The 13,028-nt window shown below is 40.2% G+C and carries 17 protein-coding genes and 2 pseudogenes; 2 read left to right on the top strand and 17 right to left on the bottom strand.

Annotation, left to right across the window (positions count from 1 at the left end):
- Positions 1-28: 28 nt before the first annotated feature.
- From AC075L_RS20035 to AC075L_RS19970, 14 genes are all read right to left on the bottom strand, one after another.
- Positions 29-427 carry a conjugal transfer protein gene (locus AC075L_RS20035; protein WP_003061368.1) on the bottom strand — a complete coding sequence of 133 codons (399 nt, stop codon included), beginning with the start codon at positions 425-427 and terminating at the stop codon, positions 29-31.
- Positions 428-535: 108 nt separating this feature from the next.
- Entirely contained in the window at positions 536-1,039 is a 504-nt protein-coding gene (locus AC075L_RS20030) for an antirestriction protein ArdA (protein ID WP_117660764.1), read from the bottom strand.
- A 17-nt stretch (positions 1,040-1,056) separates the two neighbouring features.
- Positions 1,057-1,560, bottom strand: a complete 504-nt coding sequence (locus AC075L_RS20025) for an antirestriction protein ArdA (RefSeq protein ID WP_055261583.1) — start codon at positions 1,558-1,560, stop codon at positions 1,057-1,059.
- On the bottom strand, positions 1,479-1,775 hold the full coding sequence (locus AC075L_RS20020) for a conjugal transfer protein (protein WP_082438284.1): 297 nt from the start codon (positions 1,773-1,775) through the stop codon (positions 1,479-1,481). Before AC075L_RS20020 ends, AC075L_RS20025 begins: the two co-directional genes overlap by 82 nt.
- A gap of 87 nt (positions 1,776-1,862) precedes the next feature.
- Positions 1,863-2,459 carry a VanZ family protein gene (locus AC075L_RS20015; RefSeq protein ID WP_006857107.1) on the bottom strand — a complete coding sequence of 199 codons (597 nt, stop codon included), beginning with the start codon at positions 2,457-2,459 and terminating at the stop codon, positions 1,863-1,865.
- A 143-nt stretch (positions 2,460-2,602) separates the two neighbouring features.
- Positions 2,603-2,824 carry a hypothetical protein gene (locus tag AC075L_RS20010; RefSeq protein ID WP_003060793.1) on the bottom strand — a complete coding sequence of 74 codons (222 nt, stop codon included), beginning with the start codon at positions 2,822-2,824 and terminating at the stop codon, positions 2,603-2,605.
- A gap of 1 nt (position 2,825) precedes the next feature.
- Complete coding sequence (locus AC075L_RS20005; RefSeq protein WP_117950056.1) at positions 2,826-2,960, bottom strand: DUF3789 domain-containing protein; 135 nt, start codon at positions 2,958-2,960, stop codon at positions 2,826-2,828.
- Between the two features lie 13 nt (positions 2,961-2,973).
- The gene (gene mobT / locus AC075L_RS20000) at positions 2,974-4,170 is read right to left on the bottom strand and encodes a MobT family relaxase (RefSeq protein WP_412455930.1); all 1,197 of its coding nucleotides are present in this window, start codon (positions 4,168-4,170) and stop codon (positions 2,974-2,976) included.
- Positions 4,171-4,353: 183 nt separating this feature from the next.
- Positions 4,354-5,748, bottom strand: coding sequence for an FtsK/SpoIIIE domain-containing protein (locus AC075L_RS19995; RefSeq protein ID WP_118368055.1), 1,395 nt, complete (start codon positions 5,746-5,748; stop codon positions 4,354-4,356).
- A 68-nt stretch (positions 5,749-5,816) separates the two neighbouring features.
- A complete protein-coding gene (locus AC075L_RS19990) occupies positions 5,817-6,020 on the bottom strand; it encodes a helix-turn-helix transcriptional regulator (RefSeq protein WP_008787613.1) in 204 nt (67 codons plus the stop codon).
- A 3-nt stretch (positions 6,021-6,023) separates the two neighbouring features.
- The gene (locus AC075L_RS19985) at positions 6,024-6,665 is read right to left on the bottom strand and encodes a DUF2178 domain-containing protein (protein WP_025579173.1); all 642 of its coding nucleotides are present in this window, start codon (positions 6,663-6,665) and stop codon (positions 6,024-6,026) included.
- Positions 6,666-6,767: 102 nt separating this feature from the next.
- Entirely contained in the window at positions 6,768-7,151 is a 384-nt protein-coding gene (locus tag AC075L_RS19980; RefSeq protein ID WP_027089108.1) for a YdcP family protein, read from the bottom strand.
- Positions 7,152-7,166: 15 nt separating this feature from the next.
- Positions 7,167-7,493, bottom strand: coding sequence for a YdcP family protein (locus AC075L_RS19975; RefSeq protein WP_055056278.1), 327 nt, complete (start codon positions 7,491-7,493; stop codon positions 7,167-7,169).
- Between the two features lie 238 nt (positions 7,494-7,731).
- Complete coding sequence (locus AC075L_RS19970) at positions 7,732-10,776, bottom strand: SrtB-anchored collagen-binding adhesin (protein ID WP_476388077.1); 3,045 nt, start codon at positions 10,774-10,776, stop codon at positions 7,732-7,734.
- A gap of 382 nt (positions 10,777-11,158) precedes the next feature.
- Between AC075L_RS19970 and AC075L_RS19965 the strand changes: the two genes are divergently transcribed.
- Positions 11,159-11,302, top strand: coding sequence for a hypothetical protein (locus AC075L_RS19965; RefSeq protein WP_330575082.1), 144 nt, complete (start codon positions 11,159-11,161; stop codon positions 11,300-11,302).
- A gap of 61 nt (positions 11,303-11,363) precedes the next feature.
- On the opposite strand, the gene AC075L_RS19960 is transcribed toward AC075L_RS19965, so the two are convergent.
- Entirely contained in the window at positions 11,364-11,480 is a 117-nt protein-coding gene (locus AC075L_RS19960) for a DUF6783 domain-containing protein (RefSeq protein WP_368182928.1), read from the bottom strand.
- 138 nt (positions 11,481-11,618) lie between these two features.
- The gene (locus AC075L_RS19955; RefSeq protein ID WP_055057263.1) at positions 11,619-11,804 is read right to left on the bottom strand and encodes a hypothetical protein; all 186 of its coding nucleotides are present in this window, start codon (positions 11,802-11,804) and stop codon (positions 11,619-11,621) included.
- Between the two features lie 198 nt (positions 11,805-12,002).
- Here AC075L_RS19955 and AC075L_RS19950 point away from each other — a divergent pair.
- Positions 12,003-12,197, top strand: a pseudogene (locus AC075L_RS19950) (transposase); the annotation flags it as partial.
- Between the two features lie 56 nt (positions 12,198-12,253).
- On the opposite strand, the pseudogene AC075L_RS19945 reads toward AC075L_RS19950, so the two are convergent.
- Positions 12,254-13,028: pseudogene (locus tag AC075L_RS19945) on the bottom strand (hypothetical protein); the annotation flags it as partial.

The following is a 13,028-nucleotide window of genomic DNA, read 5'->3' as shown; positions in this document are numbered from 1 at the left end:
ATTGTCCTTGTTCCAGACAAGGTTATTGTCAATATATTTTATCGGGAACATAGTTCACACTCCTTACTGCCGTGATTGTTTCATTCAATATCTGCTTATGCAGTTTTACGGCTTTTCCTGCATAAGTGATTTTTGGTCGCAGGGCATAGGTTATCTGTGATTTCAAAAAGCTGTACGGCTTCTTTCCGTCAAAGGTTTTCTGCGACATAAACCAAGTGAGAGCAACGGGAATACCGAAGTATTTGAGAAATGCTCCCTCAATCATGGAAAGTGGGGGAATATCCCCAAACAGAATGATGATAAATTCCGTAATCACAAACCATGTAATCTGTGTAAAGGTAACGGGAAAGGGTAAGTTAAAGTCATTGATTGCATATAAGACTTTTTCTACGTTCCAGATACCCGTGTAGCTTTTAATCTTTTTCAAGTTCTTTCAGCTCCTTTCAAAATAGAAAAGGACAGCCATTTTCAGACTGTCCCTTAAAAGAGAAATACGCTGTCAGTAGCAACAATGCTTGTCGCTGATCTTCCAGCGTTAATATGGTATCTCGCACATACCTCGGCTTGTTTCAATAAAGCAACCGCCCATATCCAAATCTCGCCCGTAGGCTTCATAGTCAATGTAATTCTGTAAGCTGGGTGGAATGTCCCCAAGTGCCTGCAATTCGTCTATGTAGTAATAGGCAACGTCTGTCATAGTTTCACAGTCGGGATAATAATAAATGTCGTCCTTGTGTTCCACGACTTCTTCCAGCGTCCCGTAGTGACTGATAAATTCGTCCAGACATTCTACGATATAGTCGGGAAGTTCCTCTATCATTTCATACATAGAGTTCAGTTCTTCAATGGAAACATACTCGCCAATCGCAATGGGAAAGTTATCGGTATCATGGATTGCGTATTCCTCATACTGTTCATTCAAGCCGATTTTTTCTTTCACATCTTCCTCGTCAATAGGAAATATGAACCAAGCACCAACTAAATAGCCCTCATTGTATTTGCCAAGATTAGCAATGTAAACCGCCATATCATCAATCATAAACACCACCTCATTTCTTACTCTGGCAGTTCAAAGATACCGTGTTCTGTTACTAAAAATTTCCCGTGTTCCTGCAAGTGAGAAGCATAGGCTTCAAAGTCAAAGTAATATTCTTGACAGTCCTCGGATAAATGCTTAAATGTCGGGTCGTTCATCAGCTTTTGCCTTGCAACATCTATCATGCTTTTGCAGTCAGGATAAACCGTAATCACGTTCCTGCAAATATAAAGTGCTTCTAAATTCTCAAACACCGTAAGTAGTGATACATATTCTTCCTGCATATCGCTTGAAAGCTGGCGGTACATAAAATCTAATTCGTTGAGCTGGTACACGCTTGTATGTTCGTGGACTTCATCAGCATAAGGCAACACCTTTTCGATAATACGGTAATCCCCACTTTCTGCACCGATACCTAACTTTTCTTCAAACTCGGCAACATCTATCGGCAGTTCAAACCAGTATGATATTGTTTCTTCGCCAGTTGTTCCTTTCGTTTCCACCAGCACCCTTGTTTCCTGCATTGTTCCTCACGTCCTTTCTGTTGTTTCATCACATCTTGTAAGGTCTGGTACGACATACCAAACACATATTTAGAAAAATCTTCTAACTGTCTTTCTTCATAATCGGCAGGGTTCAGTCGTTTCATTTCCTGCCACACCTTACGCTTGTAAGAGGGCAGGTCAGAAAGATAATCGCAACCGACTTTTACCTGCATATCCTTAAAAATATCGTTCATTTCATCACTCCAATCTGAAATTTAGGTACGAAAAAAGCAGTCAATCCTAAGACTAACTGCTTTTTGTGTAAATATTTTTTGTTAGCACTAGAGAAAAATTCTCCAGTTGAATAATAGAAATTCTCCTAAAACTGCAAGAGTTAAATATACAATAGGTTCTAGTTTAGAAAGAGAAATAGATTTATGGTTAATATTTTTAAATAACCTTTTTGTCAATTTCCAAATAAAATATCCAATAACTGCCCCTAGCGTATTCATCATTAAATCATCAATATCTGTATTTCTCCGATTGAATAACTGGCAAAGTTCAATGGATAATGAAAAACCGAAGCCTATCATAAAAATTTTCAAAGGATTTCTGTATCGTTTCCAAATTAAAGGAATTAAAAAGCCCAGAGGTAAAAACATTATAATATTTAAAACATAAGTCATTATCCCCTCAGACTGAAACGGTAATAAATTGATTTCCTCTAATCTTATAATCGTATCATAATGTCCAATATCCCAAATACTACCTATACCTGCAACAGAGAACGTCAAGTAGATATATAACAGAAAAATATATACCCATACAAAATGAATTGCTTTGTTTTCTTGTTTTTTGTTTTGACGCTTGCAAATGATAAGCTGGTATAAGGAACAAGGAACTATAATACATAGCAAAGCATAAATTGTAGATAACATAGTAATCGTCCTTTCACAGTAATTTCAAATAAAATGATACAGTAAAAATCTTAAAAAGCACGAAAGAATGTATTTTGTTTTTATGAAAGATTTTATGTTATCATATCATTTTTTGCTCTGCAATTAAAGATAATTTCAATATTTTATGCACCGATAATCTTATTGAACAGCTCTAACAGTACATCTTTCACACCGCCAGCATTGAATACCAAGCCGACAGCAATTAAGGCAACTACCAAGAAGCCGATAAGTTTGGAAAACTCACGCTTGAAACCTAAGTAGATACCGATAACCACGATCGACATAAGCACCAAGCTCTGTGCGTTTGATAAAAACCATTGATACAAATTTTGACCGAAATTCATGTTATTTGTCCTCGCTTTCTCTTAATTGTTTCATTTCATAGTCGGCTTCTTTACCGACACTTAACATACACATCAAGACTACGCCGATACCCATTCCCAAAGATACCAGCAGTAAATCTTTTAATAATTCCCACATTTTTTCATCACTCCTAACTTTCCACCAAATCTTTTGCAGGGGTCGTCTGCTGTTTGATTATCATTTCATGCTTTTCTGTGAGCTTTGCCTGCTGTTCGATTGTTTCCATGTAGTCTGTACCGTTTCCCTTATCAATCTTTTTCAGCATTTTCAAGGTCGGTGCTACCTGCCTTTGTACCCAACGCAATGTACGGTCTAAGGTGTAAGGCTCTGGCTTTGTCGTCAGCTTCAAGCTCTGTCTGTTATCGCCGATAAACCAAGCCCAACGGTCATTGAGTTTCCAGTCATTTTTCCGCTTGTCTGGTTCTTCATCAACAAACCGCACATACTGGTTGATGATAGAAAAGGCGGTCTGCTCTGCGTCATAATAGGTCAGCAAATCTCGTACTGCATAATAGGCACGTTCATTGCGAAGCCGTATCTCAAAACGGTTGATAATGTCGGCTTCTTCCAGCGGTGTCCCTAACTTGACGTACTGCTCATAGTCCTTTTCATAGATACAGAAATACACATCTGATTTCAGAGAACCAAGATAAAGGGTACGTCCCATATATTCTCTGTCGTCCTCTCTGTGCTTGATAAGCTCGCCCGACTGGTAAAACTTATAACTTCTGGACTTTCCGATATATTCCCGTTTCCTGCATTTTTCCGCAAGCTCTGGAATATCCAAAATGCCCGTATGGTCGTTGATAGCAAGGTCGATACGCTTCATCACGCCACCGTCTACGAGTGCGTCCATGAGGAAGTCATACCAGCTTCGTTGCTGTGCTAGCAGGTAACTTTCAAACTGCCTGCAACCACGCCCCTTTAACTCTAAAAGGACACCTTTTTCTTCGTCAGCCGACGTATAGATAAAGATGTCCCCTAAAGAATAATGCTCCGTATAACTGTAATGTCCGTAATCTTCATGGAGCATATAATTGATATTCAGTTTTAATATGTCTTTGATGATGTGCTGTATATTCAGTGTTGGAAAACGGATTTTCACATAATCAAACAGCATGGTAAGCGGTGCTTCTGGATTGAACCTTGCCAGTTCTTTATGCAAAGTTTCCAGAAGTTCCTTTGACGGCTTCATTTTTCCGCTTTCTATCTTGTTGAGATATTCTCTTGTGATACCAGAAGCCACCGCCAGCCTGCCTTGTGAAATACCGTAAGCAATCCGTTTCTCCCGTAATTCTTTTATCCATTGTTCTTCATTCAGAACCATACCCCCAATCTGTAAAGTGTGAAGTTTTTTAAGACGACTTCACAACTGAATTTTGCCAGGAAATCATGCCAGAAGCCCTATGTTTCCTATGTTTTTTGTCTATTGTCTATTTGCAAACGTACCCCTCTGTTAGATACCGAGGGGTTTTACCTGCTGGCGTGGCTAACGCCACACCAGCAACGGCTAGTCCGTGCCGTCGCCTTTCGCTTCGCACGTCGCCGTCCCGTCCTGCCTTGCTTGTGCAAGAGAGCCGATAGTCTGCAAAAAATCATGTCCTTTCGGGACTAAAGGCGTGTAAAACTCACTGATAACGCTTGTTCCCACATCACAATATCCACGCCCCTTGATACGCTTCTGAAAAAACTGCTTTTTCACATCTGAACCAAACAGCATACCGTAACCTAATTCGCTGATACGCCCAAGTCCCACACGGAAATTGAAGTTATCTCTGATACCGTCCGAGAAATACTTTGCGTCTGGACGCTGGCAGGCAACGATAAGGAAATAACCTGCTTGTCGCCCTAACATAACGATTTTCTTTAGCTGGCTAAGTAAGCTCACGCTTTCTTTCGTCCCCAGCATTTCAAAAAACGCCACATATTCATCAAAGATAAGAAAGCAGGGTGGCAGTCCCAGATAGGCGTAGTTTTCGCCTGTCTTATAGTTCGGGTGTCGCTTCATTTCCTCGCTTCGCTGTACCATGCCCTCATAAAAGGCATTGACGCAGTCTATCATTTCTTCTTTGGTATGGTAGACGTTTGGCATGACCGTTCCTAAGTCCGCAAGGTCGCTATTCTTCGGGTCTAATATGTAAAGGACAGCGTTGGTATGCAGTAAGGCTTCAATGAGCGTCAGCAGAAAATAAGTTTTACCGCCACCAGTTCCACCAGCAATCAGAGCGTGGGGGAGTGCGTCATATTCCCAGACAAGATTTTTCATCAATCTAAGACAGCCTTTTTCTGCACGTACTTCATCAATGGTAATGCGATTTGCTATCATATCATAAAGCAGGGTATATTCGATATAGCCGTCATGCAGGGTCTTGTCGGTCAGCTCACAATACAAGCCACTTTCCAATTTATCCTCTAACCGTAAAAGCTGGTCTTGATATTTCCCCAGCGTGATTTCACAGCGGATATGAAGCAGTCCCTTTTCCATTTGATAATAAATCTTTGGAAACCAGACGATTTTTTCTCTTGATCTGCTTTGCAGGTCAGTAAAAAAACCGCTGTCTTGTACGGTATCGGCTTCATACCACTTATTTTCCAGTATCATTCTTGCCAGCTTTTGACGGTGCAGGAGCTTCTTGAAACTATCGTAACAGAAGCGGTAATACAGAAAAGCGACCAATGCACAAACACCAGTCGCTATCAGTATGGTTATGAAGTTGTAAGGGGAGAGCGTCAAGCCGTTCTCTAACAAGCTGAAATGCTCCCAATCGGTACGCATGAGCTGTTTCGTATTCAGTAGCAAAAGAACCGCTACGAATACAAACAGAAGCGTCCCTATGGAAAAGTGATAGACAAGTTGCTTGTCGCTGGCTCTGATACGGTGTCCTTTGTTACAAATCTTACGCATAAATCAATCACTCCTTTCTGGATATGAAAAAAGCAGTCAATCCTAAGACTAACTGCTTTAAACTGTCTTTATTCAAAAATAAATATATCTTCTATCGGAGCTTTTACAGCTCTTGAAATATCTATTGCCAATTTAAGTGACGGATTATATTGTGCTTTTTCTAATCTCATAATAGTTTCACGACGAACACCTACAATGTCAGCGAGTTGTTCTTGTGTTAATTCTTGTGCTACACGATATTTTTTTAAATTACATACAAACTTTGCTTCCATAATTTATTCCCTTTTTTCATAACGATATAATAAATAGTTGCTAAGAAAAAGAACAAGAGCATAGATAAGTGAAACAGAAATCAGCATAAATATTGCACACCACTCAACATTACGGGAAAACATACCTATTGCCATAAGCCAGATAACTACAAATAATAGTTTAAAACCTATCTTGTAGGCTTCTAATTGTGCCTTACGTTTATTTTCTTGAAAAAGCTCATCTTCTAAGATATGAGAAAGTTTACCTTCAAAGAAAAAACTGAAAAAACCAAAAAATATGAAAAAAGCAAAAGGAAATATTTCTCCAAATTTATAGTATGTCCAAAATCCGCCAAACCCCAGAAAACCAAACATTCCACAAAATCCCCAGTAAGGAGAAATTGTTCTTGAATATCGTTTTTCCCTGCTGTTTTTTGAAAAGACATTTTTAAAGCAGATAATTACTATATAGATAGCATATAGTGCTATTAAAGCTCCAATTACTAACATAGGAATATCCTTGTAAGAAAATACATATTCCGACATATCCATATTTTTGACCCAGCGTCCATCATTGTATAATAGGGAGTAGATTGTACCAACAATAAGCAATAAAGCACACCCTACCCCCATAAAAATAATTTTTTTAATTTGTTTCTTTGACATATTTATCTCTCCTTTCAAATGAGATGTTTTTGTATCTTTATGAGATAAATATATCACTCCGCATTGTTCGTGTCAATCAAAATTAAGACAAATACATCACTTTTATTTCTTCGGCTGTCCCTGCGGTGTAGGGTTCTGTGGGCTACCTGCGTTCTGGTTGCCTTTATTCTTCAACACAATATCCTCTGCCTTTACATACCAGTCCACATCTGCACCCGTATAGGTTTTTCTTGATACCGTATCGGCTACTGGATTGACAAGCTCCACAACTGCATTGTAAGGAAATTCCCTTAACGGTACTTCTGGCGGTACAGACACGGGGATAATTCCACCGTGCAGACTGCACTTCAAATCATAGATACGCTTTTTAAGCTGGGTACTCGGTGTCCCGTCCTCATTCTGCAAGAACACATCACGTACCGCTGTAAACTTTAATTCTCCAAATGTTTTCTCTTTGTCAATAACAAACCCGTTTGATAATCTCATAAATTCTTCACTCCTTTACTTTTCTTCAACTGCTACAATATCATCAGCAACTAATACATAATCGGTATGTCCCATATCCCCGATTGCGTAACCTCTGCCGTATAACTTCGGATTGACAAGTTTTACTTTCTGTTCATACTTGAAATGCTTTTCGCCAGCCTGCACAGGAATTTCCACCACAACATTTTCGCCTTTCTGTATGTCAGAATAAAGGTTATAGCTTCGTCTGGCTAAGACCCTGCGGTTATTTTTATCTCTTTCAAAGACTGGCTCGCTTTCGCCTGCAAATTCAAGAGTTCCAAAAGACTGTGCCATATCTGGCACGACATATTTCATTTCCATATTGTTTTACCTCGTTTCTTTCGATATTTGATAAGTTTTTTAATTGTGATTTCTTATTCTGGCGGTTTGGGAAGTACCAGCAAGCCCCCAGATAGTAAAGGGTAAAATCAATGCTTACGCACCCTTGACTATCCGTGTTCTTGCAGGTTGTAGGCAGACAAGCCAGAATAAGCAAAAATCTGCCGTTTGACAGCTTCGGCGGAGAGCGTGATTTTTCTTTCCTCATACCGTTACCGCCTTATGATTTCTTCATTTTACGGCGTTTGTAAAGATATGTTCCAGCCAGTCCACCAGCAGACGCAAGCAACATCACGATAAATGCCATTACATTTGTACTGTCGCCCGTTTTGGGACTGTCGCTAGGTCTGTTAGGCTTTTCCGGTGTCGGTGGTGTTTCGGGTTTCTCTGGTTCTTCTGGCTTTTCCTTAAAAGTAATCGTCTGTCCCTTATCCTCAATATCCTTATGCTCGGTAACTTTCTTCGGCTCGTCTGGATTGCTTAAATCGTATAATTCCTCAAAAGTTACAAGCTGTTTGCCGTCAAGAGAAGTAGCGTCAAACGTAAAAGCAACTTCCACTTTCATAGTTTCGCTGTCAGCAATAAAAGTGTAATCACTTTCCACACGTTTTCCATTGATAAGAAGTTCTGCATTTTCTTCTTTCAACATCTGCCAGCCCACAAGTTTGTACTGTGTACCGACTTCTAAGCCCTCTAAGGTTACGGTATCAATGATTGTAACGTCTTTTCCTGCTTTAATCTCTTTGTTGCCGTCCTTATCGGTAGCGGTAGTATGTATCTTGATGATACGCTCTGTGATAAGTACCGTCTGCCCGTCGTCCTCAATGTCTTTGTGTTCTGCAACTTTTACGGGTTCGTCTGGATTGCTGAAATCATATAATTCTTCAAAGGTAACAAGGTTTTTGCCACCTAAAGCAGACGCATTGAATGTATAGGAAATTTCCACTTTCATTTCTTCATCATCAGCGACAAAGGTATAATCGTTTTCTACACGTTTCCCGTCAATGATAAGCTCGGCGTTTTCTTCCTTTAACATCTGCCAGCCTTTTAACTGATACTTTGTGCCTTTTGTAAGTCCGTCTAATTTGACAGTATCAACGATTGTTACCTCTTTTCCTGCAAGGATAGTCTTTTCGCCGTCCTTGCTGGTCGCTGTGGTATGGATAGAGATTTCTTTTTCGTATTCATCAGTCAAAGTCCCTAAATCAACCACAAGGTTATTTCTTGATACCACGATTTCAAAAGGTGGGATAAGTTCAAAGCCTTTGTTACTATCGCAACGCATTTCTTCAATGATGTAAGTATCATAAGGTAACGCACCCTTGCTGTCGTCTGGTTCAGAAGTCCCAAACCACACACCGTCCTCACTGGTCTTGCCTGCGTTAGTATTATGCTTGTGAGAAGCCCAGTCGGCAGAAGTGGAGAACTGTCCGTTATCATCAGTTACAACAATATGATTTTCTCCCGTCGTCTTGCTTGTGATCCTAAAGGGAACATCATCAAGACGCTTATGTGTGCCTGCACCGATTTTTACACCCTCAATATCTCCACGCTTAATCTGATTGTAGATAGAATGAGCTTCGTCGGTTAAGTCCACGATTTTTCCATTTTCTGTGATTGCAAAGTCAATCGGTTTTGCACCGTCAGTTAAGTAACCGTCGGGAGCTTCACTCTCAACAATACGGAATTTTCCATAAGGTAAGAGGTCAGAAGAAGTAGAAGCGATACCCTCAATATCTGTACGAATAGTTTTTACGACTTCATTTTTCTTATATAGCTTGCCCTCAACCAAAACAGAATTATCATTTAAGGAAATGATGTCAAAGACAGTATCTTTCAGAGTGGCACTTCCTTGTGGCTTTGTATCGCCCGTTTCTAAATCTCGTTTCTGAATTTTGACACCGCCACGGATAACCTTGTCTGATACGGAAAACTGGTTACTTCCAGATAATACGGCAAGGTCGCCGTCCTCGGTAATCTGTGTTACATATAAGCCCTTAATCTGTTCGGACTTATCGCCAGCCTGCATATATGCACCCTCTAACAAGTAGCCGTTTGGAGCTTTCGTTTCCTCAACGGTTAGCGTTCCAAGTGGAAGAACCGCCTTGCCGTCCTGCATATAGAAGCTATCGTCAGATACCTTGTATGCGTCCGCTAATTTTGTGATGTAGTGAGTTGTCCCGTCGCTGTCTGTTTCAGCGATTGTCTTTGTAACCCATGTACGAGTAGCTTCGGCAGGGAGATTGTCTTTATTATAGAAGCCTGCATAATACTTCCATGTAAATTCCGCACCTGCTAAAGAAGCGTTCCCTTGCGGATTGTCTTTCTGTGTTTCCATATCAATCTTGAAAAGCTCAATCAAAGTGTCCGTTACTTTTGGCGTATCAGATACTTTCAATGTTGCTGTCTTTCCAGCTTCAACCTTTAAGGAATATACAGTTTTATCCACTTTATATCCTGCTGGTGCGGATAATTCCTTGATATAGACTGTGCCAGCCGTTACCTCTACAACATCTGTATTTCCGTTTCCATCAGTCGTAAGGGTGGCAAGCTGTTTCGTACAGTCCTTATCAGAAAAGACACCATAGGTTGCACCAGAAATATAGTAATTCCCATTACCGTCTGTAATGCTGTTATTACTGGAAGTCTTTTGCAGTTTCGCATTTCCGACATTCAGCTTCGCCCAGAATTGTCCTAATTCCTGTCCCTCGCCAGAGTAGATATAACCGCCACATTCATAGCGTCCTTTATTTTCTTTGACAAAAGTTCTTGCACCAGCGAAAACTTCGTCCTGCGTTGCCTTTGGAATTTCATCATAAGAAGCTCGCACGTTATCACATTGCCAGCCAAGATGTACGCTCAATCTTTGCCAGACTACACATTGTTCCAACAGATAGACTTGTTTGTAATTCAGTTCCTTGTGAGCTTCGCCATACTGTTTGACATACTCTAAGGATAACGCCACATCTGAAATCTGGTCGGCACTCATGCGTGAGCTTGCGTCAGCTCTGGTCTTGTAGCCGTTCTTAAAATCTGTATTGATGTCAATACAATAGGCAGTTTCGCCCTCGACTTTCATATAGCCCTCATTGAATGTCGAACCGATAGAACCGTCATTCATTACTTTTTCAATGATACCGACACGCTCTGCACTTTCCGTCCAGTATTGCTTACTTTCTGCATGGACAGGTGTAGTCGGTAAAGCAGTAACGACAGTTGCAAGAACTAAGAAGCCCGTACACAATCGTTTCCATGTCTTTTTCATAAATCTAATGCTCCTTTCATTTTGGGTAATAAAATAGCCGTCCAATAAGAACGGCTGGAAATAGAAAAGGAACGTCATTTTAGGCGTTCCATAATCTATAAAATATTCAATTTTTTATACTGATGTGTTGCTCATCAAAATCTCAAATCAAGGTTATTTGACACCAATTTTGACACCAAATTTTTGTATATTGACGATTTTTGATGAAATGTGATAAATTCATAAAACCCGTAAAAAGCCTGTAAATAAGCACTTTACGGCACTCTATGAACTAAGACAAAAGCTACGCTGTAATAACAAGAGGTGAGTGCTAATTATTTTATGAAGAATTTGTGCCCCTCGGAAATTTCTGAATGATTTTCTGAAAGAATGGGTAGTTCAGATGGATGAACTGAAATCCAATGTGATTACCAAAGATGAATATTTTGAATGGAAAATCACCCAGCCACAGACCTGTGACGGATGCGAGAAATATGAATCCAAGAAAAAATGGCGCTCTGTAAAAACAGAACTGAGTGAAACTTAACGAAACTTAAATTATGCCCAATATGGAATATACTTTTTATATCTTGGTGCAGTATCCGGATTCATTTCTGATTATATTTCGCTCCACATACCCGTAGTGTTCTAGAGCGTGTCTGAAAAATCATTTCCGCAATCTGCACGCCCCACTTCCTTTCCAGACAGAAAAAGACGCAAGCCACCTTTCTATGGCTCACTCCTTTCTCTGCATAACTTATTTTTCTATTCTTCTGTTTCCAATTCCAATCTCTGTAAAATATCTCTTACAATACCTGCATCTTCAATCAGATTAATTCCAAAACATTTTTTACCTGCATCCTTCAAAGACGCACCACATGATATGCTTTCATTTTATCAAGAATTAAAAAACGATCATGAAATACTTTTGTGTACTTCACATCCAGTTTAGGATACTGTGCATTAAAGTTATCTACATCTGTTTGAGATAATTTTGTCCGTTGCAGTGTATAAACTGTCACCGCCGCATTTTCTTTCTTTTTGGACAAAATATTTAACCTAGATTATTCACGGCACAGTCGTGAAAGTGGCTGAAAACCACATAGTTTCTATATTTTAACTGAATATTGCTTTTCACCTATCAGATGAATGAAAAAAGAGCATCCATTTGTGGTAAAATTAAGGTGTCGAATCTTAAAAAATAACCCAAAGGAGCCCTTTATGAGTATTGTAAACACCTTAGCCTTAGAAGATTGGTGTTATCAGCAAATATGCGAAAACAACGCATTGATACCGTCCGCTTAAAACTGCTGAAGATTGCTGCAAAAGTAGTTCATTCAGCAAGATATATCACATTCAAGCTGTGTAGCAGCTGCCCTTATAAGAATGAATTCTATGAGACATTTTCAAATATCGGTAAGCTGAATGTACAGTTGGAATAGCAGCTATTAACGAACCTTGATAGCCTAATAACTGCTTAGAACTTTGCCAGAGGGATTTAATTCTGCTCCACTGGAAAATCCTTCCCTCGCCTTCCTCTGTCAGAGATTCTGTCATATCCCTTTTCATATACTTTCCACAACAAATACAGAAAACAGGAACCCCCTCCTGCACAAACCGTTTTCCCGCCAAGAATCATACCTTCCGTCTGGGATACCGTCTTCGGAAGCATCAGATACAGCTTAAATTCTGCCACAGCCTGATCCACCTTTTCTTTCCAGAACCCAAAGTCAGACCACCTTGACGGAATCCATCCCTCCGGCCAGGTCAGATGTGTAAAAAGAAGCCAGACCACCGTCCCTGCCATTACACTGTACAGCAGGTTGCAGAACCAGTACTCTGCATCTTTCACTGTATAGTTCTTTTTTTCTCTGCTTATTTCCGTCCACAGACTGCCAGAAAGAACCGCCGGAAGCAGCAGTAATGCCGCCAGTCCTGCATTTTTCGGTAAAGTTGAGGATACCACAGTTCCCTGAAGTCCGTATTTCATCAGAAATCCGTTCACTGTACTTTCTTCGGTTTCTCCATTTCTCCTTCTGATAAACAAACGATTATAAAAAAGTTCCGTCTCGGTATCATCCGCAGAAGCCGCCCCGAAAACCAAAATTTTCTGCCCCCAGTCCGCAACTTTCCTGACAGTATAAGTACGTCCCTGAAACAGAATCTGACCACCCGGAACCTTATTGCCAAAGAGCTCCCAGGCAGTTGTACCATCAATCACGCAACCATCCGGATCACCTTCTGTCAGAGCTGCTGCCTGCCAGTCATACCCT

The organism is Blautia sp. ZXY-1-B12 (genome assembly GCF_056339915.1).
Note: the sequence above shows the minus strand (reverse complement) of the source record. Positions and strands in the feature narration are given on the sequence as shown.

Coding starts and splice junctions, on each gene's coding strand:
- AC075L_RS19985 (WP_025579173.1), bottom strand. CDS start 6,665: ATGTCAAAGAAACAAATTAAAAAAATTATTTTTATGGGGGTAGGGTGT.
- AC075L_RS20025 (WP_055261583.1), bottom strand. CDS start 1,560: ATGCAGGAAACAAGGGTGCTGGTGGAAACGAAAGGAACAACTGGCGAA.
- AC075L_RS20030 (WP_117660764.1), bottom strand. CDS start 1,039: ATGATTGATGATATGGCGGTTTACATTGCTAATCTTGGCAAATACAAT.
- AC075L_RS19990 (WP_008787613.1), bottom strand. CDS start 6,020: ATGGAAGCAAAGTTTGTATGTAATTTAAAAAAATATCGTGTAGCACAA.
- AC075L_RS19965 (WP_330575082.1), top strand. CDS start 11,159: ATGGATGAACTGAAATCCAATGTGATTACCAAAGATGAATATTTTGAA.
- AC075L_RS19995 (WP_118368055.1), bottom strand. CDS start 5,748: ATGCGTAAGATTTGTAACAAAGGACACCGTATCAGAGCCAGCGACAAG.
- AC075L_RS19975 (WP_055056278.1), bottom strand. CDS start 7,493: ATGGAAATGAAATATGTCGTGCCAGATATGGCACAGTCTTTTGGAACT.
- mobT (WP_412455930.1), bottom strand. CDS start 4,170: ATGGTTCTGAATGAAGAACAATGGATAAAAGAATTACGGGAGAAACGG.
- AC075L_RS20005 (WP_117950056.1), bottom strand. CDS start 2,960: ATGTGGGAATTATTAAAAGATTTACTGCTGGTATCTTTGGGAATGGGT.
- AC075L_RS20015 (WP_006857107.1), bottom strand. CDS start 2,459: ATGTTATCTACAATTTATGCTTTGCTATGTATTATAGTTCCTTGTTCC.
- AC075L_RS19980 (WP_027089108.1), bottom strand. CDS start 7,151: ATGAGATTATCAAACGGGTTTGTTATTGACAAAGAGAAAACATTTGGA.
- AC075L_RS19970 (WP_476388077.1), bottom strand. CDS start 10,776: ATGAAAAAGACATGGAAACGATTGTGTACGGGCTTCTTAGTTCTTGCA.
- AC075L_RS20010 (WP_003060793.1), bottom strand. CDS start 2,824: ATGAATTTCGGTCAAAATTTGTATCAATGGTTTTTATCAAACGCACAG.
- AC075L_RS20020 (WP_082438284.1), bottom strand. CDS start 1,775: ATGAACGATATTTTTAAGGATATGCAGGTAAAAGTCGGTTGCGATTAT.